Source organism: Ciceribacter lividus, assembly GCF_003337715.1.
Taxonomy (GTDB): domain Bacteria; phylum Pseudomonadota; class Alphaproteobacteria; order Rhizobiales; family Rhizobiaceae; genus Allorhizobium; species Allorhizobium lividum.
On the sequence record NZ_QPIX01000013.1, the window covers coordinates 12,221 to 35,811 of the forward strand.

Consider the following 23,591-nt stretch of genomic DNA (forward strand, 5'->3'; position numbering starts at 1 on the left):
CATCACATTGGCCCAGCTCCCCCTGCTGCAAGGACACCCTAGCGCGATTGGCAGGACGGCGTGGATCCTCGGGTCAAGCCCGAGGATGACGACTTTTCATGTGTCGCTTGAGTGCCCTACCGAGAGGTCTGTGCAAGCTCGGCATCTGTCTCGAGCGCCGCGTCGTCCTCCCCGATCACGTCAACGCCTCTTTGGGGCCACGATTCCCGCACTCCCGTCATCCTCGGGCTCGACCCGAGGATCCCCAGACGCTCGTTGTGTCCCTTACCTTCGCACTCACGACTGACTGCAACGCCGGCCGCAGCCGATCTCCCCCCTTGTGGGGGAGATGTCCGGCAGGACAGAGGGGGGTGAGCGCCCCCCACCTTCGGCTCACCGCAAAAATTCCCCAACAGAATCAATCCCCGACACCCTTTTTTATTCACCCCCTTCCGACCTGTCGTAGAGTCACCCCGTTCCGCCATCGGATACACCGGACCATGCGAAGTCCGGCGAGGCGGGACCGGCGCCGGGGTGGACGACTGTCGCAGGTCGAAAGCTCCGGCCGCTGCAACGGTCTCCCTCCGCGGGAGGCGGAAGGCGAAACGGTCCGGACCGGCTCGCCGTCACCGCCGCTAACGCGGGCGTGCCTTGGAGGCACACAGACAGGCGCCCTGGGAGCTTGAAAAAGCCCCCCGGCGAAAAAGACGGCGGGGTGAGCCTAAGGATCGCCAATGATCCCGGCTCATCTGCCGGCGAGGGTCAGGCCGGACGGTACCATCCGGCGGGAACCTCCCGGGCCACCGGCCAGGCGTCAGCGAAGGTCCGTCACCGGACGGATGCGCGCTCGATGCCGATCCGCGCCGGCCGATGCCGAGACTTCAAGTTTCGGCAAAGGCGCCGCCTTGCCAGAGAGACGCATGCAGCGGGCAAGAACGCCGAACGGGGCGCTGAGAGGTGCCATATAAAATAACTTACGAGGCAGCTTTCAGCGCCCCGTCCGATCCCCCGCGTCCGAAAGGGCAGAAGGGGGAACCGAAATGCCGGACACCACGGCGGGAGACCGCGCGTGAATGCACCGGCGTGTCTGTCGGGCAATGCGATCGACCGGCGATGATCGAAGGCCCAGATCTTTGAAAAGAAAGGAAGAGTCGTAGCGGGAGAGCGGTTCCCTCAATACCGTGCGACGGTTGAAATCAGATGCTGACGAGCTCTGCCAGATCCGGGATTGGTTGCGAACCCCGCAATGAATTCCTGTGCACGTCAGATCGGGCTCTTTAGTCGCTCCAGGATGGTCAGAAACTCCGCAATTAGCGGACTGTTCTTGTTCTCTCGCCTATAGGCGATCTTGTGCATCGACGAAAAGCCGAAAGCGCCGGGGCGAATGGCGCGCAGTTCGCCGCGCGCCACCCAGGGTTCGGCGAAATGGCAGGGCAGAAAACCGATGAACTGCCCCGACAGGATGAGCATGACCTGCGCTTCCATCGCCACGACAGAGGCGCTCGCGCGCGGATGGCCGACCAGGTAGAGGTCGTCGAAATGGCGGTAGCGTCGCACCGAGAAGCGGGCGCCGGAGATGACCCGCTGGTCGATCTCGTGGTCCGGTCTGTCGAACAGCGGATGTTCGCGGCCGCAGTAGAGATTGTGCGGCTCGCTGGCAAAATCCCGGTAGGTCAGGCCCGGAGAACGCTGTGAAAACGGACCGATGGCGATATCGCGATCGCCGTCCGCCACCTTTTGTTCGAGCTCCGAGGGCGTGCCCAGTTCGAGGTCGACGAAAATGTCCGTACCCGGCTGCATGAACTGGGCGATCGCCCTTTGTACTCCGAGCTGCTCGCTGGTCATCACGCCGTCCGACGCGCCCAGACGCAGCCGGCCCGAAAGATTGCCGCTCGCCGCACTGACGCGCTGGGTGAAATCGTCGATGTCGCGGAACAGCTTGACGGCCGCGTCATAGGTGGCGCGGCCGAGTTCGGTCAGGCGAAACTGCTGCCTGCCGCGATGACACAACTGGCCGCCGATCCGCTTTTCGAGCTCCGCCAGATGGGTGCTCAGCGTCGACTGCGACAGGTTCAGCGCCAGTTGCGCGTCCGAGAAACCATTGGCGTCCGCAAGCGCGACGAAAACGCGAAGCAGGCGGATATCGATATTGTCGAGGCGACGCATTGGCAAAACTCACATTGACGTTCTTCGATGTATAATCCCAAATATTGTGATTTACTCCAATGTGAATATGCATGACGCTGCCTCAAATTCAAAAAAAGGGGAACATCATGAACAAGACACTCGGACTGACGACCGCGATCGCCCTGATCGTGTCGTCGACGAACGTTTTCGCTGCGGACCAGATCCGCATTCTCGCGCCGACCTGGCTCGGCTTCGCGCCGGTCCATGTGGCGCAGGCCAATGGTTGCTTCGAACAGGAGAAGCTCGATGTCACCATCGCCTTCGAAGATGACCTCAGCAACGTGATGGCGGCCATGGCGCGCGGCGATATCGAGATCCAGATGCGCAGCGTCGGCGAGTATCAGGGCCGTCCGCGCGACAAGACGACGCCCGGTATCATTATCGGCACAATCGACGAATCGGTCGGTGGCGACGGCGTGATCGCCGACGGCAGCATCAAGACGGTTGCCGATCTCAAGGGCAAGACCATCGCCGCCGAACCCAATATCCCTTCGCGCCTTCTGCTGCAGATGGAACTCAAGCAGGCCGGCCTCACCCTGAAGGATCTGGACATCAAGGAGATTTCCACGGCCGATACGGGTGCCGTTTTCGTCGACGAGAGCATTGCCGCAGTCGCCACCTACGAACCCTTCATGTCGCAGGCCATCAAGGCCTCCTCGCGGGAGGGCGCAAAGGTGCTGATCTCTTCCAAGGATCACCGCGGCCTCATCATCGACGCCATCATTGCGCGCAACGATGACCTCAAGGCCTCGCCGGACAAGTATGGGCGTTTCCTGAAGTGCATCTATTCGGCCGTCGACTTCATCAAGGCCGAACCACAGAAGTTCGCCGAAATCGCCGCCCCGAGCTTTGGCCTGACACCTGAAGAGGTACTGGACGTGGTCAACGGCAGTCTGGCCTATACCACATTGTCGGAAGCCAAGACCTATATGGGCGAGCCCTCGAAGCCCGGCAGCCTGTTTGCGATCTTCGAGACGTTGATGGCGCTCAATCTGGAGAATGGCGCAGCCGACAACCAGCTGGTGGCCGCCGAGCAGATCGATAGCACCGTCATCGCGACCGTCGGCAAGTGAGTTCGGACCGGCACACGCGGATGTTTGCAAAACTGTTCACCTTTCGAGGCGGGAAGTCGCCCGTCGCCGAACTGCTTGTCGGTCTGGCGGCGGCGGCGCTCCTGCTGGGGTTCTGGGAGCTGGTGGCAAGGATGGGTCTCGTCAAGCCGCAGTTCCTGCCGTCTCCGGGCGACGTCCTGGCGGCGCTCTGGCGCATGCTGACGCAGCAGGACCTCCTCTGGCACACGGCGGTCTCGGCGGGGCGGGTCTGGTCGGCTTTTCTGCTGGCCGCGCTGATGGCGATCCCGATCGGCATGCTGATGAGCAGCTATCGCATCGTCGGGGCGTCGCTCGAACCGATGATCGATTTCATCCGCTACCTGCCGGTGCCGGCTCTCGTGCCCTTGTCGATCATCTGGTTCGGCGTGGGGGAGTCCACCAAGATCTTCCTGCTGTGGCTCGGTACCTTCTTTCAGCTCGTGCTGTTCGTGGCGGACGACGTTCGCCGGGTGCCCAACGAATATGTGGAGGTGGCCCGTACCGTGGGTGCGCGGTCGCGGCAGGTGATGACGGATGTGATCTTCAGGGCCATGGGACCGTCGCTGCTCGACAATCTCCGGATCACCCTCGGCTGGTGCTGGACCTATCTCATCATCGCCGAAATCGTCGCAGCGGATTCCGGCATCGGCTTCGTCATCTGGTCGGCACGCCGTTACGTCAAGACACCGGAAGTCATGGCCGGCGTTCTCGTCATCGGGCTGGTCGGTCTGGTGACCGACCAGTTGCTGCGTGTCCTGCATCGCAGGATCTTCCAATATGTGTGAGCCCTCCATGGCAGAGAACTACTTGGCATTCGAAGGCGTCACCAAGAGCTTCGGCCCTATGAACGTCGTGACAAGGACCGATCTTTCGATCGGCCGCGGCAGCCTGGTCGTCTTTCTCGGCCCGTCCGGTTGCGGCAAGACCACGCTGATGCGCATGGTGGGCGGGCTCGATACGCCCACGACCGGCCGTATTCGGCTCGACGGCGATATCGTCCGTGCCCCCGATCGCCGCCGCGGCATGGTCTTCCAGGCCTACTCCTCCTTTCCCTGGCTGACGGTCGCGGAAAACATCGCCTTTGGCATGCGCTACCGTTCCGATATCTCGGCGCAGGAAAAGGCGGAACGCAAGGCGCACTATCTGAAGCTGGTGGGCCTCGAGGAATTCGCCGATGCCTATCCGTCGCGCATTTCCGGCGGCATGCGCCAGCGCGTCGCCATCGCCCGCACGCTTGCCGCCGGTTCCGAAGTCCTGTTGATGGACGAGCCGTTCGGTGCGCTCGATGCCCTGACCCGCGAACGCCTGCAGGTGCAACTGAGGGCGTTGCAGATCTCCGAGCAAAAGACGGTGATTTTCGTCACCCATGACGTCGAGGAGGCCGTGCTCCTTGCTGACCGCATCGTGCTGTTCTCGAAACGGCCGGCGCGCATCGTCGCCGACATCGACGTCAACGCCGCACTCGGAGTCGAGCGGCCGCTGGAGATCCGCGAAACGCAGAGCTTCTTCGACCTTCGCAACAAGATCCTCCATCTCATCCGCAATGAAACGGGAGACCCCCTATGAAGGGCATGTTCTCGGATCGCACGGTGGTGATCACCGGGGCAAGCCGCGGGATCGGGCTCGGCATTGCCCGGGCCTTCCACCGCGAGGGTGCGCGGCTCCATCTGATTGCCGATGACCCTGCGGTGCACGCGCGCGCCGACGAACTCGGCGCCACCGCCGCCCAGGCGGACATTGCGGACGGAGCCAGCGTCGACGCCGCATTGAAGGACGTGGCGACGATCGATGTGCTCATCAACAATGCCGGCCTCGAGCGCCTGACGCCGCTTGGCGATCCGAGCCCGGAGACTTTCGCCACTTTCCGCCGCATCATCGACATCAATATCGCCGGCACGGCCCTGGTCACAAGGCGCGCACTCCAGTCCATGTCTTCGGGTGGGGCGATCGTCAACACGGCCTCGATCTGGGGGCGTGTGGCGGAGGCGCAGTTCGACGCCTATGTGGCCTCGAAACACGCGATCATAGGGCTCACCAAGACCTGGGCGAAGGAGCTCGGGCCGCGCAATATCCGCGTCAATGCCGTCTGCCCCGGCTGGGTGAGGACGGAAGCCTCGATGCGTTCGCTGGGGCTGATGGCATCCGCGCAAGGGGTCAGCGAAGACAGCCTTCTCGAAGACATCGTCGGCGGCCAGGCCTTGCCCGGCCTGATGGAACCCGACGACATGGGAGAGATCTACCTGTTCCTCGCGTCCGACAAGGCGAAGAACATCACGGGCCAGTCGATCGGCGCCGATCGGGGAGAAGTTCCATGGTGAAGCCGTTGACGGGCAAGAGGGCCCTGGTGACCGGAGCGGCCAGCGGCATCGGTCTAGCTGTCGCGGAGGCGCTGGCGGCCGAAGGCGCCACGGTCATCGGCCTTGATCTGAGAGCGCAGGAGGGGAACCGGTCCATTCTCGCCTGCGATCTCGCGGACGAGGGTCAGGTCGTCTCCTGCGTCGGCGAAGCCGCGCGGCGAATGGGCGGAATCGACATCCTCGTCAACAATGCGGGCATACTCGAGGAATGCCCACTGGGGAGCATCGGCGCCGCCCATGTCGATCGCATGTTCGCGGTCAACGTGCGGGGGGCAATCCTCGTGGCGCGGGAAGCACTGCCGCATCTGCCCGATGGAGGGCGGATCATCAATATCGCCTCCGAACTCGCCTATCTCGGCAGGGCGGACGCCTCCGTCTATTGCGCCACCAAGGCGGCCATCCTCGGCTTGACCCGCTCCTGGGCGCGGGAACTCGCGCCGAAGATCCTGGTGAATGCCGTTGCTCCGGGACCGACCGACACCCCGCTCCTGGCCTTCGAGACCCTGACGGTGGCACAGAAGGCGGCCGAGACGGCCAATCCCATGGGGCGGATCGGCAGGCCGGAGGAAGTGGCGGCAGCCGTGGTTTTTCTCGCAGGGCCGGGGGCTACCTTCTTCACCGGACAATGCCTGGGCGCCAATGGCGGCGCGGCGATGATTTGAGGACGTCACGATGAACGACAGCGTATTCTGGGCGGAGCAGACATGGCCCGAGGCGGCCGCGAAGGTGGCCGGCGGCGCACCGATATTCCTGCCGCTCGGCGCGACCGAGCAGCACGGCCATCACATGGCACTCAATGTCGACGTCGTCCTGCCGACCTCCATATGTGAAACGGTCGCAAGAGCCGTCGGCGGGCTGGTTCTGCCCACCATTCCCTATGGCAACCGATCGCAGCCGAAGACCGGCGGCGGATCGGCCTTCGGCGGCACGATCAATCTGACGGCCCACACGTTCTCGCTGGTGGTGCGCGACGTCCTGTGCGAGCTCTACCGGCAGAAAGTCCGGCGGATCGTGGTGGTGAACGGCCACTACGAGAACATCTGGCCCGCGGTCGAAGGCATTGAACTGGCGCTGGATGCGATCGGCCGCGACCGCTGCGACGGGCTGACGATCCTCCGCCTCGACCACTGGGATCTCGTCCAGCCGTCGACCATCGATCGGATCTTCCCGGATGGCTATCCCGGCATCGAGCTCGAGCATGCGAGCGTGATCGAGACCTCCATGATGCTGGCGCTGCGCCCGGAACTCGTCGATCTCGGCCGGTCGCTTCACGATGGGCCGGCGATGTTCAAGCCCTATGATCGCTATCCTCTTCCGCTCGCCGACGTGCCGCCCTCCGGCGTGCTGTCCATGACGGCGGGATCGCAGGCTGAAAAAGGCAATTGGCTGCTGACCGACGTGGTCAGCCGCATGACACAGATCGTTCGAGACGAATTCGGCATTGGAGGCTAATATGATCAACGGTAAGCATCAGCCGGTGGATGCCGCGGAGGTTCCGCGCTTTGCCGGTCAGGCCACGTTCATGAGGCTTCCGGCCGTGCCGACCGCCGAGGGGCTCGACATCGCCCTGGTCGGCATCCCGTGGGATGGCGGAACCACCAACCGGGCCGGCGCCCGGCATGGGCCGCGCGAGATCCGCAGCCAGTCGAGCCTGATGCGCAAGGTGCATCACGTTTCCAAGATTGCACCTTTCAGCCTCGCCAATATCGCCGATGTGGGCGACCTCTCCGTCAATCCGATCGACCTGATGGATGCACTCAAGCGCATCGAGGAAGGGATTGCCAGCATCATCGCGGTGGGGGCCATTCCCCTTTCCGCCGGTGGCGACCATCTGACGACACTGCCGGTGCTGCGGGCGGTGGCCCGGCACAGGCCGGTCGGCCTCATCCATTTCGATGCCCATTCCGACACCAACGACACCTATTTCGGCGGCAATCGCTATACGCATGGCACGCCGTTCCGGCGCGCCATCGAGGAGGGGCTGCTCGAGCCCAAGCGCATGGTGCAGATCGGCATTCGCGGTTCGATCTATGAGACCGACGAGCACGCCTGGGCTCTCGAGCAGGGCATTCGCATCATCTACATGGAAGAGTTCACCCGCCGCGGCGCGGCCGACGTGATCGCCGAAGCGAAGGCGATCGTCGGTTCGGCGCCCACCTATGTGACCTTCGACATCGACAGCATCGATCCGTCGATGGCACCGGGAACCGGGACGCCTGAGGTCGGCGGCTTCACCACGCGCGAGGCGCAGCAGATGATCCGCCTGCTGGAAGGCGTCGATATCGTCGGTGCCGACGTCGTCGAGGTGGCGCCTCCCTTCGATCTCGCCGGCATGACGGCGATCGCCGGCGCGACGATGATGTTCGAGCTGATGTGCGTGATCGCGGCGAAATTCCAGGCGTGACGGGACCCGACGGCGCTGGCCTGCCCGAAGGTTTTGGACCTCGAGATCGAGCACGGTCTTGTCCGCGCGGTTAATATCGTCACGGAGGGTGCCCCGCAGCGGCTGATCTGCTGGACCGATGTCGTGTCGCCGATCAGGCCTGCACGAAATGCCCCTTGGCGACTTCCCGGTATTCGCGGCGGGGTGGCACGTAGCCGGAAGGACGCACGGGGCTTTTCAGTTCATCGACGGCCGTGTTGCGCCTCAAACTGCGCCGGGCGGGGTCCGGCACGGGGACGGCTGCCATCAGCTTCTTCGTATATTCGTGCTGCGGATTGTCGAAGATCGCGGCTCGCGGCCCGATCTCGACGATTTCGCCGAGATACATGACCGCGACCCGGTGGCTGATGCGCTCGACCACGGCCATGTCATGGCTGATGAACAGAAAAGCGAGATTGAACTCCTCCTGCAGGTCCATCAAGAGATTGCAGACTTGCGCCTTGATGGAGACATCCAGCGCCGAGACGCTTTCGTCCGCAACGATCACCTTCGGATTGAGCGACAGTGCGCGGGCAATGGCGATGCGTTGGCGCTGACCGCCGGAGAATTCGTGCGGATAGCGGCTCATCATCTCCGGGGCGAGGCCAACCTTCCGCAGGAGATCCGCGACCTTTTCATTTGCCTCCTGCCTGTTCCCGAGCCGGTGTTTCAGATAGGGCTCGGCGATGGCTGCTCCCACCGTCATGCGCGGGTTGAGGCTCGAGAACGGATCCTGGAAGATCATCTGCACGCTGCGGCGCATGGCGCGCAGGCTTGGCTGATCCAGCGTCAGCACATTGTAGCCGTCGAGATGGATTTCGCCGCTTCTCGGCTCGACCAGCCGAGTGATCGAACGGCCAGTCGTGGATTTGCCGCAACCCGATTCCCCGACGATCGAAAGTGTCTCGCCCTGGAAGAGCTCGAACGAGATGTCCTCGACGGCATGCACGGCGCCGGTCTGGCGGCCGAACAGGCCGCTGCGGATCGGGAACTGCGTCACGAGGTTTTTGACAGACAGTACCGGCGTCTTGCGAGTGTCGACGGTGTCGGCCACCTCTGTCGGCTCACTCGCCTTGCCTGTCCCGATATCGACAATGGGAAAGCGCAGTGGCCAGGCATGACCGTGCATCGAGCCCAGCTTCGGAACGGCGGCCAGAAGGGCGCGCGTGTAGGGATGCTTGCCACGATGGAAAACATCCGCGGTCGCACCCTGTTCGACCGTCTCTCCACGCAGCATCACGATCGTCCGATCGGCAATTTCTGCAACGACACCCATGTCGTGGGTGATGAAGAGAACCGACATGCCTTCCTCTTCCTGAAGTACCTTGATGAGGTCGAGGATCTGGCCCTGGATCGTGACATCGAGCGCGGTGGTCGGCTCGTCGGCGATCAGCAACTTCGGTCTGGAGGCGAGCGCCATCGCGATCATCACGCGCTGGCGCATGCCGCCTGAGAATTGATGCGGATATTCGTCGAAGCGGTTCGCGGCGTTGGGGATACGGACCTTTTCCAGCATGCGGACAGTCTCGGCTCGGGCCTCGGCTTTCGACATGCCCTTGTGCCGTGTCAGCACTTCCGAGATCTGCCGCCCGATCGTGAAGATCGGGTTGAGACTGGTCATCGGCTCCTGGAAGATCATCGCGGCCTCGTTGCCGCGCACCTTCTGCATCTCCTTTTCCGGCAGCGCCAGAACGTCCCGCCCGTTCAGCAATACCCGGCCTTCGACGCGACTTGTGTCCCGGGCCAGCAGACGCATGATGGAAAGCGATGTCACGCTCTTGCCGGAGCCGGATTCGCCGACGATGGCAACGGTTTCGCCGGGCTTTACGTCAAAGGAGATGTCGCGCACCACCGATCGCCATTGGCCGTCGACCAGGAATGAGGTCGTCAATCCCTCGACAGAGAGAACGGCGGGCATCTCGGCTCGGGCGGCGGCTGCTGTCGTCATGGGGCTCATGGTTTTCCTGATCCGGTCATGCGTGTCGGGCGGTGGTTCACACGGGCTTCAGCGGGGTTGCGAATGAAGGCGAGGGGCGTCCTTCGGCTATGCGCGCAGCCTCCAGTTCTGCGATCTTGCGGTCGATCTCCGTGCGGTCCGTCAGTCCGTGAGGGTTCTCACGGGTCGGCATGGTCTGCGCCACATGGAGATAGCGCTCCTGCGCGACAGCATAGAGCCGGCGGAGCTCGGCCAACGGGTCCGGATGGTCGTCGGCACGGATGTCGAGCCACGGATAGTCCTGGTCCCGGTAGATCACGAGTGCCGCCGACTGCTTGCCGCGTTTGTCACCGCCGGCCGCTTCTCCGGCGTCCATGGCCGCCAGCAATCGCTCGGCGAAAGGCGCATCCGCCAGCGCCTTGTAAACCCTGAGCGTCTCGGCGATGACCTGCGGACCAGCCAGCATATTGCCGGCAACGGATACATTGTCGTCGACAATATGCCCGGCCCAGTCGATGCACCTGGATCCGGTGAAGGCTGCATTGCGTCCTGCAGCGTCGATCAGATGCAGTTGGCGCTGCTGGCTCCCGTCATCGCGGGCCGTCAATACCGAAATGATCTCCTCGGGTGTACGGCCTTCGGCCAGCAGGACAAGGCCATCCGTGCCGTAAAGGGGACTGACGAAGGCCTGGGTGGCAATGGCGCCCACCCGGCCGCGAATGTGTGGAACGGCGGCGCCGACGGCGAAGAAGCGGCTTGCCACCGCCACGCCCAGATGGCCCGTCTGCGGATCACGTGCGACAATCGACCAGGTCATGACTATCTCCCTATTGCATAAGCTTGCATGAGACGCGGCGTGGCTGCGGCGCGCAGCAAACCGTCGGCATCTCTCCTGGCCGCGGTCAGTCGACCGACCGTCCAGGGATCGGCCGGCGTGATCTGGTGGCCCATGGCGGCCAGTCCGGCGATGACATCGCTGCCGATATTGCTTTCGATCATCAGGCTTCCGGGCTGGCTTGTGCGTGGGTAGAACGAGCCCGGGAAATGCGATGTGTGGAACAACGGCATGTCGATTGCCGCCTGCAGGTTCTGCCTGTGATGAACGTAGCGCAGGAAGAAGGACAGCTGCCACTGATCCTGCTGGTCGCCACCCGGCGTGCCGAATGCGAGCGTCGGCTTGCCCTCGTAGAGAGCCAGGGATGGCGTCAGCGTCGTGCGCGGGCGCTTGCCGGGTGCCAGCGAGGTCGGCAGTCCGGGCTTCAGCCAGAACATCTGGGCACGGGAATTGAGGCAGAAGCCAAGACCCGGAACGATCGGCGAGGATTGCAGCCAGCCGCCGGACGGCGTCACCGACACCATGTTGCCCTCGCGGTCTATGACGTCGATGTGGACGGTGTCGCCACGTTTTTCGGTCAGGTGCGACATGGTCGGCTCGTAGACCGCGCCAGTGCCCGACATGCCGGCCAGCATCTCCATGGTGAGATCGTATTGGGTCTCGTAGCCGGGCAGCTTGCCCGGGCGGAGCGTCATCGACGCCTGCGAGGAGATCAGCTTGCGCCGCTCGTCGTTGTAGCTGTCCGACAATAACCGGTCCATCGGGACGGTGGCAAAAGCCGGATCGCCGTAATAGACCTCGCGATCGGCATAAGCGAGCTTCATCGCCTCGACGACCGTATGGACGAATTCCGCGCTCCCGGGTTCCATGGCGCCGATATCGATGCCGCTCAGGAGTGCCAGCGACTGCAGCAGCACCGGACCCTGGCCCCATGGACCGGTCTTGGCGACGGTCCACCCATGATAGTCATAGGTCTGCGGTTCTTCTACCGTGGCGCTCCAGCCGGCCATGTCGCCGGCAGTCAGCACACCCTTGTGGCGGCTGCCGCTGGCATCCATGACTTCGGCGGTTTTCAGATAGGTATCGATCGCCTCGGCCACGAAGCCGCGGTAAAAGGCGTTGCGGGCCGCCTCGATCTGGTTTTCGCGACCCTTGGCGCTTTCGGCCTCGGTGACGATGCGTTGCCAGGTGGCAGCCAGGACCGGATTGCGGAAGAGTGCGTGGGGCTCGGGGGCGGAACCGCCCGGAAGCCAGGTCTCGTACGATGTCGGCCACTCCTTTTCGAAGAAGCCCGCCAGTCCCTTGATCGTTGCCGAAACGCGCGGCAGTACCGGGTGGCCGTGCTCGGCATAATGGATCGCCGGTTCGAGCACATCGCGCACCGACATGGTTCCGTAGTCGCGCAGCATCAGCATCCAGCCATCGAAGGAGCCGGGGATGACGGTCGCCAGCAGCCCGTCACCGGGAATGATCGACAGGCCTTCGCCGCTGTAGTGTTCGATGGTCGCGCCGGCGGGTGCGGTCCCTTGCGCGCAGATGACCTCGACCTTGCCCTTCTTCGCGGAATAGATGACACCGGGCATGTCTCCGCCGGGGCCGACCAGATGCGGTTCGAGAACCTGCAGCACGAAACCGGATGCAACGGCCGCATCGAAGGCGTTTCCGCCCTTTTCCAGGATGCTCATGCCGACGGCCGAGGCGATCCAGTGGGTGGAGGTCACGACGCCGAAGGTGCCGAGGATCTCCGGGCGGGTGGTAAAGTCACTCATCAACTGTTCCTTCGATATTACTTCATGATTCCCGGGGGTCGAGCGCATCGCGCAGACCGTCACCGAGCAGATTGAAACCGATCACGACCAGGAAGATTGCGGCCCCCGGCCACATGGCCATCCAGGGTGCCTGGTCGAGGAAATTCTTCGCGACATTGAGCATGGAACCCCAGCTTGGGGCCGGCGGCTGTTGACCAAGGCCGAGGAAGGAGAGGCTGGCCTCGGCAATGATGGCCGTCGCAACCGTCAGGGTCGCCTGCACGATGATCGGCGCCATGATGTTCGGCAGGATGTATCGGGTCATGATGTCGAAGTGGCCAAGGCCGATCGAGCGCGCGCCTTCGACATAGTCTTCGGTCCTGACCGCGAGAACCTGACCGCGCGTCAACCGCACGAAGACCGGCATCGCGGAAAGGCCGATCGCGATCATCGCATTGGTGAGGCTGGGACCGAGAAAGGCGGCAAGGGCAATGGCCATGATCAGAAACGGGAGGGCCAGAAAGGCCTCGGTGATCCTCGATATCACCTGATCGACCCACCCGCCGAAATAGCCGGAGATCAAGCCAAAGGGAACGCCGATGGCGATGGCGATGGCGACCGAAAAGATACCGGCCATGAGCGACGCCTGCGCCCCCCAGATCATGCGGGACAGGATATCGCGACCGATATCGTCGGTGCCCATCCAATGGGCGGCGGACGGTGCCTTGCGAATGGCCGTCCAGCTGGTCGCCAGCGGATCGACGATCGGCAGAAGAGGGGCGGCGATCGCAAGCAAGGTGAAGAACACGATGATGGAGAGGCCGACAAGGGCGCTTCTGTTGGCCTTGAGTTTCCGCCATGCGCGATTGCTGCTCCTGGCCGGTGCGGCAACGGCGGTCTGGTCGAGCGTGGTCATAGGTTGGCCCTCATGCGAGGATTGAGGAGGACATAGAGTACGTCGGCCACGAGGTTCATCAGGATGAAGCCGACGGCGGTGCACAGAACGACACCCTGGACGACGGCGTAATCGCGGTTGAACACGGCATCGACGATCAGCTTGCCGAAGCCGGGAATGGTGAAGATCTGTTCGGTGAGGACGGCCCCGGCCAGCAGTTCGCCGAACAGAAGCGCGCTGAGCGTTACGATCGGCAACAGAGCGTTGCGAAAGGTATGGCTGAGGATGACGACCCGTTCCGACAGTCCCTTGGCACGCGCCGTGCGGATGTAGTCCGCCCTCATGACGCCCAGCATGGCCGAGCGGGTGTGTCGCATCAAGGTGGCGGCGAGCGCGTTACCCAGCACAAAGGACGGCATGATCATGGTCTCAATCGAGCGCACGGGGTCGACGAAGATCGATTCGTAACCGGAGGCCGGAAGCCAGCCTAGCCTGACCGAGACCAGCAGGATCAGCATGATGCCCAGCCAGAAATTGGGGATCGAAAGGCCCGACAGCGCGACGATATTGGCGATATAATCGGTGACGGTATTCTTCTTGACGGCCGCCAGGATGCCCATCGGCACGCCGATGACGAAGGCGAAGATCATCGACATCACCGCGAGCTGGATGGTGACCGGCAGCTTCTCGCCGATCAGTTCCAGCACCGGCTGGTTGGTGCGCAGCGACATGCCGAAATCGCCCTGCAATACGTTGGCGATCCAGTAGCCGTACTGGTACACGACCGGATCGTTCAGGCGGTATTTCTCCCGAAGGAATTCGATCACCTGCGGATCGCGCTCTTCGCCGGCCATGGCGAGGACGGGATCGCCCGGCAGCAGCTTCTGCAGCGAGAAGACGAAGATCGAGACGATCAGTAGCGTCGGGATGGCAACGAGCAGCCGTTTTCCGATGTAGAGATGCATGGGCGCACGGTCCTGGATTGCGGGGTCGCCTACGGAGCATCGGCGCTCCGTAGGCAAGACTGGGCAAAATCAGCCCTTCTTGACGCCGAGCAGGCGGATCATGCCGTCGGGCGACGGTACGAAGCCGGTGACTTCTTTCTTGATGGCCCAGATCCAGGACTGATGGCCGAGATAGATGATCGGCAGGTCGTCGTTGAGGATCTTGGCCGCAGCGTCGTATTTCTGCTTGCGGACCGCGTCATCGGTCGAGGCGCGTGCCTCGTTGAGGAGCTTGTCGACTTCCGCGTTGCAGTACTTGGAGTCGTTGATGCCGCCTTCGCAGGTGACGAACTGGTGCAGGTTGCCATCAGGATCGATGCGGCCCGACCAATCCGAGCGGCTGAGCTGAAAATTGCCGGCAGACTGTTCGGAAAGCAGGGTGGCGAATTCGGTCGCCTTCAGCGAGACGTTGAAGCCGGCTTCCGCGACCATCGATTGAATGACCTGCATCATCTGGGTGACGACAGGGCTATTGGCGTGCTGCAGCTCGATGTCGAGCGTTTCATGCCCTGCCGCCTTCATGAGCTCCTTGGCCTTGGCGACATCGCGGGTGGGAACCGGGATCTCCTTGTTGAACCAGGGACTTGTCGGCGGATAGGGCTGATTGCCGGCCATGGCCGTTCCTTCGAAGACCACCTGGCTCAGCGCCTCGCGGTCGATAGCGAGCGAGAAAGCCTGACGCAGGCGCTTGTCCTTGCCGAACGGATTGTCGGCGCGCGGCCCATTGGCGATGTTGACGTACATGGCCATGTAGCCGATGCTGACGGTATCCGCATAGGTGAGGGCGGCGTCGCTCTTGACCGAAGCGGCATCGGTTGCGGCCAACCGCTCGATCATGTCGAGTTCGCCGGAGCGCAAGTTGGCGAGACGCACTGTGGAATCCGGGATCGGCAGATAGGTGACCTTGTCGATGAACACCTTGTCCTTGTCCCAGTAGTCGGCGAACTTCTCGAGGACGATACGGTCCTGCTGCACGCGCTCGACGAATTTGAACGGCCCGGCGCAGACGGGCTTGGAGCCGAAATTGGCGCCCAGCTCCTTGGCAGCCGCCGGCGAGACGATCATGCCTGCGCGGTCGGAAAGCTGCGCGAGAAGCGTGACGTCCGGCGCCTTCAGGGTGAACTTGACCTCATAGTCGCCGACGGCCTCGATCTTCTCGACCGAGCTCAGCTCGCTTTTGCGACGCGATTCCGGAAGCGTCATGTTGCGTTCGATGGTGGCGACGACCGCGGCCGCGTTGAACGGCGTTTCGTCATGGAACTTCACGCCCTCGCGCAGCTTCATGGTGAGTTCCTTGCCGTCAGCGGACCAGGCCCATTCAGTGGCGAGCTGCGGCACGATCTTCAGGTCAGGCGAGACGTCGACGAGTTTGTCGCACATCGCCGTGTAGACGATGCGGCCGACAAAGGTCCGGGACTGGGCCGGGTCAAGCACGTCGGCATCGTCCGCGAGGCCGATGCGAAGCTCGGCAGAAAGGGCGGGGCTCGCGAGCATCGCACCGGCCAGCAATAAGGTCGAAAGACGGGGCAGTATCTTCATATTCTGGAACTCCTCTGGTCTGGTTCTCTGTTCTCAAGGGTCTCACCGGTTGTTTCCCCGGCGTTCAAGTCAGACCGGCCACGCGGCCGGAATTCGGTACGTCATGACACATCGCCGATCGGATCATCCTCCAGATGATCCATCGAGGTTTGCCGGATCAGGCGCTCTTGCAGCATCAACAGATGCCGGCGCATCGCTTCGCCCGCCTTGGCGGGATCTCGGGCGGCAATGGCATCGATGATCGCCGCGTGCTGGGCGCTGGATATGCTCATCGTGTTGGCGTTGCTGCGGGCGCGCTCGCGGATCGACTGCCAGGCGTCGTCCTGGCGAACCCGGTTGATGACGTCGAAGATGGACAGGAACAGCAGGTTGCCCGCTGCCTGGGCGATCTGCCGGTGGAGCGCCCCGTCCCAGAGCTCCTTGGCGTCGGCATCCTCGCTGCCGAGGATCTTCTGAGCGAGCTCCCGCATGCGGTCGATGTCGCTGCCTTTCGCCCGGAGGGCCGCCAGTTGCGCCAGTTGGGGTTCGATGCGCAGGCGCACTTCCATGATCTCCATGAAATTGGTTCCCGCCACGATCGTCTCCAGCTGGTCGCTCCACTCGTGCGGCTTCTGGCCGACAAAGGTACCGGAACCCTGCTTGCGCCAGATCGCGCCTTCCGCCTCGAGAACCTCCAGCGCCCGGCGGATGGCCCGGCGACTGAGGCCAAGCTTTTCCGACAGTGTGCGCTCGGTCGGCAGCTTCCCTTCCGCTCCGACGTCACCGTGGCGAAGAAGATCCCGGAGCTTTTCGAGGGCGTAGTTCGAGTTTTCTTTGGGTGAAGTGTCTGGCATGATTGGTCCGAACCAATTTCCGATTGGTTCAGTGAATGCCGATTTCACGCGACCGTCAAGATAGTTTTTGTGCAATAAGTCAAATGCACAATTTTGAGGCAATTTCGTGCGGTCATGCTCGAAACAGGCGCACCATTGCCGTGTCGAAGCGGCGTATCCATGCGCACCTTCGGCCTTTCAGAGATGGAAACCGGCTGTCCCGGCTTCAGGTCGTCTCGGAACTGCTCCCGACTTTCGAGAGGATTTCGTCCGACAGGGCGGTGATGAGCGCCTGGTCGGCTCCGTTGCGCGGAACCAGGACGAATTCCACGTCCTCGAGCGGTGGCAGAATATCCTGGGGGATTTCTTTCAGCCCGGCGGGCGCCATGCTGCGAGGCTGCACCAGGACGCCCATGCCCGCGCGCGCTGCAGCCGTCAGTCCGCTGAGGCTGCCGCATGTGCAGACGATGCGCCAGGGGATCCGGCTTGCATCCAGGGCTTCGAGAGCGAGCTTGCGGGTAATGCTTGGTGGCGGGAACGCGATCAACGGCAAAGGAGCCGACTGAGCCGTCAGTTGCAGCGGATCGCGCGCCAGCCAGATCAGCGGCTCGCGATAGACGAGACGACCGCGCTGGTCGCCAAGGCGTCGCTTGGCGAAGACGAGGTCGATTTCTCCCAGATCCTGCATCTCGTACAAGGCGCCACTCAATGCCACGGTCAATTGCAGATCCACGGAGGGATACGCGCGGGTGAAATCTTCGAGGACCGCCGTCAGGCGGCTGGTTGCGAAGTCTTCGGAGACGCCAAGTCGCAATTGCCCGCGCAGCTTGTTCGCTGCAAACAGGTCGAAGACCTGAGCGTCGATCGCGAGCATTGCGCGGGCGTGGCCGGCCAGGACTTCGCCATCGGGTGTCAAGCCGAGGCGATGGGTGTCGCGAAAGATGAGACGGCGATCAAGGGTGGCTTCCAGCTTCTGAATATGCTGGCTGACCGTTGACTGCCCAAGCCCGAGATTTTCCGCGGCGCGGGTGAAACTGCCTGTCTGCTGGATCGCGAGGAAACTGCGCAACTGGACGAGGTCGAGCATCTGATATCTCGTTTCGCGATGAGTGTTATTTGTTGCATCTTGTATCACAATAATGGAGTGAGCGAAACGACGTCCACCGGAATGAGAAGATGCGCCGTTTCCTCCCCGATACCTTCACAATGCTGCTCTTGGCGGCAGTGCTCCTGGCCTCGGTCCTGCCGGTCACCGGCGGGGCGCAGGTGTGGATGGCGCTTGCGACGAAGCTCGCCATCGCCCTGCTGTTCTTTCTGCACGGCGCGCGCCTCGCGCGCGACGTGGTGATCGCCGGCCTGCTGCACTGGAGGCTGCACGGCGTGATCCTGTTTGTAACCTTCGCCATCTTTCCACTTCTCGGGCTCGCCGCCGGTCTCATGCTGCCGTCATCGCTTCCCGCGGCGCTCTATACTGGTCTCCTGTTTCTCTGTGTCTTGCCTTCGACGGTGCAGTCATCGATCGCATTTACGTCGATGGCCGGTGGCAACGTGCCGGCCGCCATCTGCGCTGCGTCCGCCTCGAATATCCTTGGCATGTTCCTGACGCCGCTTCTCGTCGGCTTGCTGCTTTCGGCGTCAGGCGGGGGTGGATTTTCGATGACGGCGCTCGAGCAAATCCTGCTGCAGTTGCTGGCGCCCTTCATTCTCGGGCAGATCCTCCAGCCGTGGATCGGCGACTGGATCCGCGCCCGCAAGAAGTTGCTGGCGCCGATTGATCGCGGTTCGATCCTGATGGTGGTCTATCTCGCGTTCAGCTCCGCTGTCGTCGAGGGCCTGTGGCGGACGCTTTCGCTTCAAGATCTCGGCATTGTCGCTCTTGTCGACGTCGTCCTTCTCGCAACGGTGCTTGCCGTCACCATGTTCGGCAGCCGTTTCCTCGGGTTTTCCAGAGAGGACGAAATCACCATCACCTTCTGCGGCTCGAAAAAGAGTCTCGCCAGTGGCGTTCCGATGGCCGGTGCGATCTTCTCCGGCCAGAGCGTTGGCGCCATCGTCCTGCCCCTGATGCTGTTCCACCAGATCCAGTTGATGGTGTGTGCACTGATTGCCCAGCGCTACGCGCGAAATGCCTGACGGAGCACGATTGCGCAGGCAATTCGGATCGGCGGCATTCGATACAGCGCGCTGCCGGACAGTGGGCAGAATGCGCCCAAAAAAGAGGCGAAAGATCAAGCGGGCAGGCAGCCCATTGCCCCTCATACGGTCAATGGAGTGCAGATGGCCGAAAAAAGTGCCGCAAATCGGGCTGGCACGCCTCTTGCTTCATTGGGGTTAGAGTTGGCCGCTAGGGTTCCGGTGCTTGTATTGGCACGGCTGGTCCGAGAGCAGCCACCGGCAGGGAACAGCCTGTCGGGTGCACGGCGGGACAAAAGCCCGGGAGACCTCGTTAGCCAAGGGATTGGCGGCGTTGGTCTTTGCCGATCCCTTTTTGAAAATGCAAAAAGGGGAATACCAATGCAGACTTTGAAAAAGCTTCTTTCCATCTCCGCTCTCTCCGTGTCGCTCGCAGTCGCCGCAACCGGCATTGCGCATGCGGAAGCGAAAAAGGAATTCAAGGTCGCCTGGTCGATCTATGTGGGCTGGATGCCCTGGGGCTATGCGGCCGACCATGGCATCGTCAAGAAATGGGCGGACAAATACGGGATCAGCATCGAGGTCACTCAGTTCAACGACTACGTGGAGTCGATGAACCAGTACACGGCAGGCGCCTTCGATGCCGTGACGCTGACCAATATGGACGGGTTGTCGATCCCCGCCGCCGGTGGTGTCGATACCACGGCGGTCATCGTTGGTGATTTCTCCAACGGCAATGATGCGGTGATCCTGAAGGACAAGGACAAGCTTGCCGACATCAAGGGGCAGAACGTCAACCTGGTCGAGTTTTCCGTCTCGCATTACCTGCTCGCCCGCGCGCTCGAAAGCATGGGGTCCACCGAACGTGACGTGAAGGTGGTCAACACCTCCGATGCGGACATGGTCGCCGCCTACAAGACACCGGACGTGACTGCAGTCGTCACCTGGAACCCGCTCGTCTCCGCCATCCAGGAAGACAAGACGGCCAGGAAGGTATTCGACAGCTCACAGATTCCCGGCGAAATCATCGACCTGATGGTGGCCAATACGGAGGTCCTGAAAGACAATCCGGATTTCGGCAAGGCGCTTGCCGGCATCTGGTATGACACCATGGCCGTGATGACTGCCGACAGCGATGAAGGCAGGGCCGCGCGCACCGCGATGGGAGCGGCGTCGGGCACGGATCTGGCAGGGTTCGAAGCGCAGATGGCGGCCACCAAGCTGTTCGACAAGCCGGCGGATGCCGTTGGCTTCACGGGCTCCGCGGATCTCCCGAAAACCGTGGATCACGTTCGCAACTTCCTGTTCGAGAAGGGCCTGCTCGGCAGTGGTGCATCGTCGGCCGACGTCATCGGTATCGAAATGCCTGACGGTTCCGTGCTGGGCGACAAGGACAATGTGAAGCTGCGCTTCACCTCCACATACATGGAGGCCGCCGCCAAGGGCACGCTTTGATCGCCTATCGAACCTGAACGGCCGGGCAGCCCGCTGCCCGGCACATCCCCGGGGATTTCGACGGAGCAGATGATGCGCTGGATCAATACGCGCCCGAGCAAAGGCGCCCGGCTCGCCCTTTCGCTTGCGCCCTTCATGGTCGTTCTGATCGCTTATCTGATCGGTTCGGCTGCGCGACTGGCCGAAAATGCGAACGACAGGCTGTTGCCGAGTTTTGCGGGCTTTGCCGACGCCATCAATCGCATGGCTTTCGTGCCCGATGTGCGTAGCGGCGACTACCTGCTCTGGGTAGACACAGCCGCAAGCCTCACCCGGCTTTACTCGGGCATCGGCATCGCCACCCTGATCGCACTGGCGATCGGCATGCTGATCGGTATGCTGCCCTATATGCGGGCGCTGCTGGCGCCGTTCGTTTCTGCCATCTCCATGGTGCCGCCGCTCGCACTCTTGCCGATCCTCTTCATCATTGTGGGTCTCGGAGAGACCTCGAAGATCGCCCTGATCGCCATCGGCGTCACGCCGATCATGATCCGCGATCTGGCGCTCACGGCGACGGCGTTGCCGCGCGAACAGATCATCAAGGCAGAGACGCTCGGAGGCTCGTCGTGGCAGATTGCCTTGCGCGTGGTTCTGCCACAGATCCTGCCGCGGCTGATCGACACGTTGCGGCTGCAGATCGGCCCGGCCTGGCTCTTCCTCATCGCCGCCGAAGCGATCTCGTCGGAGGCTGGCCTCGGATACCGCATCTTCCTCGTGCGCCGCTATCTCGCCATGGATGTGATCTTTCCCTATGTCGCCTGGATCACGCTTCTCGCCGTCGGCACGGATGTCCTGCTCGACCGGCTGCGCGTCACCGTCTTCCCCTGGTCCGAACTGGAGAAGAACGCATGAGCGCGCTCACCATCGACAAGGTCTGGAAGGAATACGGAGACCAGATTGTTCTGGAAGACATCTCGATCGAGATCGAATCCCGCGCCTTCGTCGCACTTGTCGGCCCCTCCGGCTGCGGCAAGACCACCTTCCTTCGCATGCTGCTCGGTCAGGAGCCGCCAACGCGTGGCACCATTCTGATCGACGGCAGGCCGTTGTCGGCCGAACCCGGGCCGGATCGCGGCGTCGTCTTCCAACGCTATTCCGTCTTCCCGCACCTCACCGTGCTCGGCAATGTGCTGATCGGCAAGGAAATGACCACCGCCCGCTATAGCGCGCGGCTGTTCGGGACAGCACGCAAGGCCGCCATCGAAGAAGCCCGCGCGATGATCGCGGAAGTCGGCCTCACCCATGCCGAGGATAAATATCCCGCCCAGCTTTCCGGCGGCATGCAGCAGCGCCTGGCGCTCGCGCAGGCGCTGGTGATGAAGCCGAAGGTCCTGCTTCTCGACGAACCCTTCGGTGCGCTCGATCCCGGCATTCGCGCAGAGATCCATACGCTGATGACGCGGCTCTGGCACGAGAACTCGATGACGGTGGTGATGGTGACCCATGACATGCGCGAGGCCTTCACGCTCGCCACGCGGGTCGTCGCCTTCGAGCGCAGGCGGGACCGGCCCGAGGAAAAGCTTCGATACGGTGCAACGATCACGCGCGACCTGCCGATCTGGCCGCCTCGTCAGGCGGGCCGGCCTTCACTCATTCGACCAGACCGGGACGGCCCGGTCGCGAGCGGTCATTAGTCGGGACGACCCGGCTCATCGAATGCAAGGAGAAGAACTCATGCATATCAGACGTTCTCCCGAAGAAATCGCCGCCAACCGTGCGCGCTATGAGGAACACCAGAAGAAGGGGTTCGACTTCGCACCGAAGGCCCTGCCCGACAGGAGCAGCCTACCTGCGCCGACAGTCCCGGCCGAAAGCATCGTCCACCGCGAAATCATTCCCGGCGGCTGGTACTGGTGGACCCGCGTGAAGAAAAACGAAACCTTGCGAGTGAGCCTCGACGGCGGCTTCTCGACCGTTGCCATGGTCGCCTGGAACGAGGCCGATCCGTCGGAGCGGCTGAACCTGCCCGATACCGTCAAGCTGCAATGGACGACCGGCCTCGGCAAGGGTCGCGTGATCTTCTCCGACATGGGCAAGGTCATGTTCTCGATCACCGAGGATTCGAGCGGCGCACATGATTGTCTGATGGGCGGCTCGACCGCTGCTTCGAATGCGGAAAAATACGGCGAGGCGAAGACCCGCAACACGCGCGACAATTTCGTGATCGTCGCCACCAAGCTCGGTCTCGACAAGCGCGACATTCCGGCCGCCCTGTCACTTTTCGCCCCCGTGCGGGTGGATGCCGAAGGCCGGTTCGCCTGGAAGCCGGAGCTCCTGAACGGCGCCGACTATGTCGAATTGCGTGCCGAGATGGATATGCTCGTCGGCTTCTCCAATTGCCCGCATCCCCTCGATCCGAAACCGGAATGGACGCCCGCCCCGGTAACCGTCACCCGCATCGCCGCCGTCACGCCGGCGGCCGACGACCTTTGCCGGACCGCGACCGCCGAAGCCGTACGCGGCTTCGAAAACAACGCACGCGCCGAAGCCTGAGGGAGAGATGACCATGACGAGTTTCATTGCGACCTCTGTCAATCGCACCGTCGAGAATGCCGTCCAGGACCATTTCATCGCGGCCGAAGCCCCTTTCTCCACTTTCTTGAAGAAGGGGCAGATCCTGCGCATCGAGGACAGTTACGGCCAGCAGGCTGTCGATACGCTGTTCTACAATGCCGCGGACTTTTCCGAGCGCTATTCCAGCCAGGATACGATGCGCATGCAAGGTGCGGCCTATATCTCGACCGGCACGAAGATCATGTCGAACGAGGGCCGGCTGATGGCGACCATGACCGCCGACAGTTGCGGACGGCATGACACTTCGGCCGGAGCCTGCTCCTGCGAGAGCAATACCGTGCGCTTCGGGCATGGCACCAAATACCTGCATGCCTGCCGCGACAACTTCGTCCTCGAGGTTTCCAGACACGGCATGAGCAAGCGGGATGTCGCCCCCAACATCAACTTCTTCATGAACGTGCCCATCGAACCCGATGGCAAGATGACGATCGTCGACGGCATTTCCGCACCCGGCGACTATGTCGAGATGAAGGCCGAGATGGACCTACTGCTGGTCATTTCCAACTGCCCGCAGATCAACAACCCCTGTAACGGCTTCGACCCCACGCCGATCCGCGTGCTCGTTTGGGACGGCGAGGCCTGACC

The 23,591-nt window shown here is 62.7% G+C and carries 21 protein-coding genes, 1 pseudogene and 1 riboswitch; of the genes and pseudogenes, 13 read left to right on the forward strand and 9 right to left on the reverse strand.

All coding sequences use genetic code 11. From position 1 onward, the window contains the following. Positions 1 to 1,242: 1,242 nt before the first annotated feature. Entirely contained in the window at positions 1,243 to 2,145 is a 903-nt protein-coding gene (locus DFR48_RS19205; RefSeq protein WP_114364842.1) for a LysR family transcriptional regulator, read from the reverse strand. A 107-nt stretch (positions 2,146 to 2,252) separates the two neighbouring features. Between DFR48_RS19205 and DFR48_RS19210 the strand changes: the two genes are divergently transcribed. From DFR48_RS19210 to speB, 7 genes are read left to right on the forward strand one after another with little or no spacing between them, the layout of a single operon-like run. Then, positions 2,253 to 3,239, forward strand: coding sequence for an ABC transporter substrate-binding protein (locus tag DFR48_RS19210; RefSeq protein WP_114364843.1), 987 nt, complete (start codon positions 2,253 to 2,255; stop codon positions 3,237 to 3,239). 20 nt (positions 3,240 to 3,259) lie between these two features. After that, positions 3,260 to 4,042: an ABC transporter permease gene (locus DFR48_RS19215; RefSeq protein ID WP_114364844.1), complete on the forward strand. Its 783-nt coding sequence runs from the start codon at positions 3,260 to 3,262 to the stop codon at positions 4,040 to 4,042. A gap of 7 nt (positions 4,043 to 4,049) precedes the next feature. Next, on the forward strand, positions 4,050 to 4,823 hold the full coding sequence (locus DFR48_RS19220; protein ID WP_114364845.1) for an ABC transporter ATP-binding protein: 774 nt from the start codon (positions 4,050 to 4,052) through the stop codon (positions 4,821 to 4,823). Next, a complete protein-coding gene (locus tag DFR48_RS19225) occupies positions 4,820 to 5,575 on the forward strand; it encodes an SDR family NAD(P)-dependent oxidoreductase (protein WP_114364846.1) in 756 nt (251 codons plus the stop codon). The genes DFR48_RS19220 and DFR48_RS19225 overlap by 4 nt, the downstream gene beginning before the upstream one ends. Continuing rightward, on the forward strand, positions 5,569 to 6,276 hold the full coding sequence (locus DFR48_RS19230; protein WP_114364847.1) for an SDR family NAD(P)-dependent oxidoreductase: 708 nt from the start codon (positions 5,569 to 5,571) through the stop codon (positions 6,274 to 6,276). The genes DFR48_RS19225 and DFR48_RS19230 overlap by 7 nt, the downstream gene beginning before the upstream one ends. Before the next feature lie 10 nt (positions 6,277 to 6,286). Further along, complete coding sequence (locus DFR48_RS19235) at positions 6,287 to 7,066, forward strand: creatininase (RefSeq protein ID WP_114364848.1); 780 nt, start codon at positions 6,287 to 6,289, stop codon at positions 7,064 to 7,066. A 1-nt stretch (position 7,067) separates the two neighbouring features. Beyond that, positions 7,068 to 8,018, forward strand: coding sequence for an agmatinase (gene speB / locus DFR48_RS19240; protein ID WP_114364849.1), 951 nt, complete (start codon positions 7,068 to 7,070; stop codon positions 8,016 to 8,018). Positions 8,019 to 8,151: 133 nt separating this feature from the next. Here speB and DFR48_RS19245 read toward each other — a convergent pair whose 3' ends face one another. From DFR48_RS19245 to DFR48_RS19280, 8 genes are all read right to left on the reverse strand, one after another. Further along, on the reverse strand, positions 8,152 to 9,984 hold the full coding sequence (locus DFR48_RS19245; protein ID WP_114364850.1) for an ABC transporter ATP-binding protein: 1,833 nt from the start codon (positions 9,982 to 9,984) through the stop codon (positions 8,152 to 8,154). 46 nt (positions 9,985 to 10,030) lie between these two features. After that, the gene (locus tag DFR48_RS19250; protein ID WP_114364851.1) at positions 10,031 to 10,789 is read right to left on the reverse strand and encodes a DUF1028 domain-containing protein; all 759 of its coding nucleotides are present in this window, start codon (positions 10,787 to 10,789) and stop codon (positions 10,031 to 10,033) included. A gap of 2 nt (positions 10,790 to 10,791) precedes the next feature. Further along, complete coding sequence (locus DFR48_RS19255) at positions 10,792 to 12,576, reverse strand: gamma-glutamyltransferase family protein (RefSeq protein WP_114364852.1); 1,785 nt, start codon at positions 12,574 to 12,576, stop codon at positions 10,792 to 10,794. A 22-nt stretch (positions 12,577 to 12,598) separates the two neighbouring features. Further along, positions 12,599 to 13,471 carry an ABC transporter permease gene (locus tag DFR48_RS19260; RefSeq protein WP_114364853.1) on the reverse strand — a complete coding sequence of 291 codons (873 nt, stop codon included), beginning with the start codon at positions 13,469 to 13,471 and terminating at the stop codon, positions 12,599 to 12,601. After that, on the reverse strand, positions 13,468 to 14,415 hold the full coding sequence (locus DFR48_RS19265; RefSeq protein WP_114364854.1) for an ABC transporter permease: 948 nt from the start codon (positions 14,413 to 14,415) through the stop codon (positions 13,468 to 13,470). Before DFR48_RS19265 ends, DFR48_RS19260 begins: the two co-directional genes overlap by 4 nt. A 69-nt stretch (positions 14,416 to 14,484) precedes the next feature. Further along, the gene (locus tag DFR48_RS19270) at positions 14,485 to 15,993 is read right to left on the reverse strand and encodes an ABC transporter substrate-binding protein (RefSeq protein WP_114364855.1); all 1,509 of its coding nucleotides are present in this window, start codon (positions 15,991 to 15,993) and stop codon (positions 14,485 to 14,487) included. 101 nt (positions 15,994 to 16,094) lie between these two features. Further along, positions 16,095 to 16,826, reverse strand: coding sequence for a FadR/GntR family transcriptional regulator (locus DFR48_RS19275; RefSeq protein ID WP_114364856.1), 732 nt, complete (start codon positions 16,824 to 16,826; stop codon positions 16,095 to 16,097). Between the two features lie 205 nt (positions 16,827 to 17,031). After that, positions 17,032 to 17,892, reverse strand: a complete 861-nt coding sequence (locus tag DFR48_RS19280) for a LysR family transcriptional regulator (protein WP_114364857.1) — start codon at positions 17,890 to 17,892, stop codon at positions 17,032 to 17,034. Between the two features lie 89 nt (positions 17,893 to 17,981). Here DFR48_RS19280 and DFR48_RS19285 point away from each other — a divergent pair, with 89 nt between their 5' ends. From DFR48_RS19285 to DFR48_RS19310, 6 genes and pseudogenes are all read left to right on the forward strand, one after another. After that, positions 17,982 to 18,938, forward strand: coding sequence for a bile acid:sodium symporter family protein (locus tag DFR48_RS19285; RefSeq protein ID WP_114364858.1), 957 nt, complete (start codon positions 17,982 to 17,984; stop codon positions 18,936 to 18,938). 200 nt (positions 18,939 to 19,138) lie between these two features. Continuing rightward, a riboswitch (guanidine-I (ykkC/yxkD leader) is annotated at positions 19,139 to 19,247 on the forward strand. A gap of 72 nt (positions 19,248 to 19,319) precedes the next feature. Next, positions 19,320 to 20,393 (forward strand): putative urea ABC transporter substrate-binding protein, encoded by a 1,074-nt coding sequence (locus DFR48_RS19290; protein ID WP_114364859.1) that lies wholly within the window; start codon positions 19,320 to 19,322, stop codon positions 20,391 to 20,393. A 72-nt stretch (positions 20,394 to 20,465) separates the two neighbouring features. Further along, positions 20,466 to 21,284, forward strand: a complete 819-nt coding sequence (locus DFR48_RS19295) for an ABC transporter permease (RefSeq protein WP_114364914.1) — start codon at positions 20,466 to 20,468, stop codon at positions 21,282 to 21,284. Then, positions 21,281 to 22,103, forward strand: a pseudogene (locus tag DFR48_RS19300) (ABC transporter ATP-binding protein); the annotation flags it as partial. The gene DFR48_RS19295 and the pseudogene DFR48_RS19300, both read left to right, overlap by 4 nt. Before the next feature lie 3 nt (positions 22,104 to 22,106). Further along, a complete protein-coding gene (locus tag DFR48_RS19305) occupies positions 22,107 to 22,925 on the forward strand; it encodes an urea amidolyase associated protein UAAP1 (protein ID WP_210206018.1) in 819 nt (272 codons plus the stop codon). Between the two features lie 13 nt (positions 22,926 to 22,938). Continuing rightward, positions 22,939 to 23,589, forward strand: coding sequence for an urea amidolyase associated protein UAAP2 (locus DFR48_RS19310; protein ID WP_114364915.1), 651 nt, complete (start codon positions 22,939 to 22,941; stop codon positions 23,587 to 23,589). Positions 23,590 to 23,591: the final 2 nt, after the last annotated feature.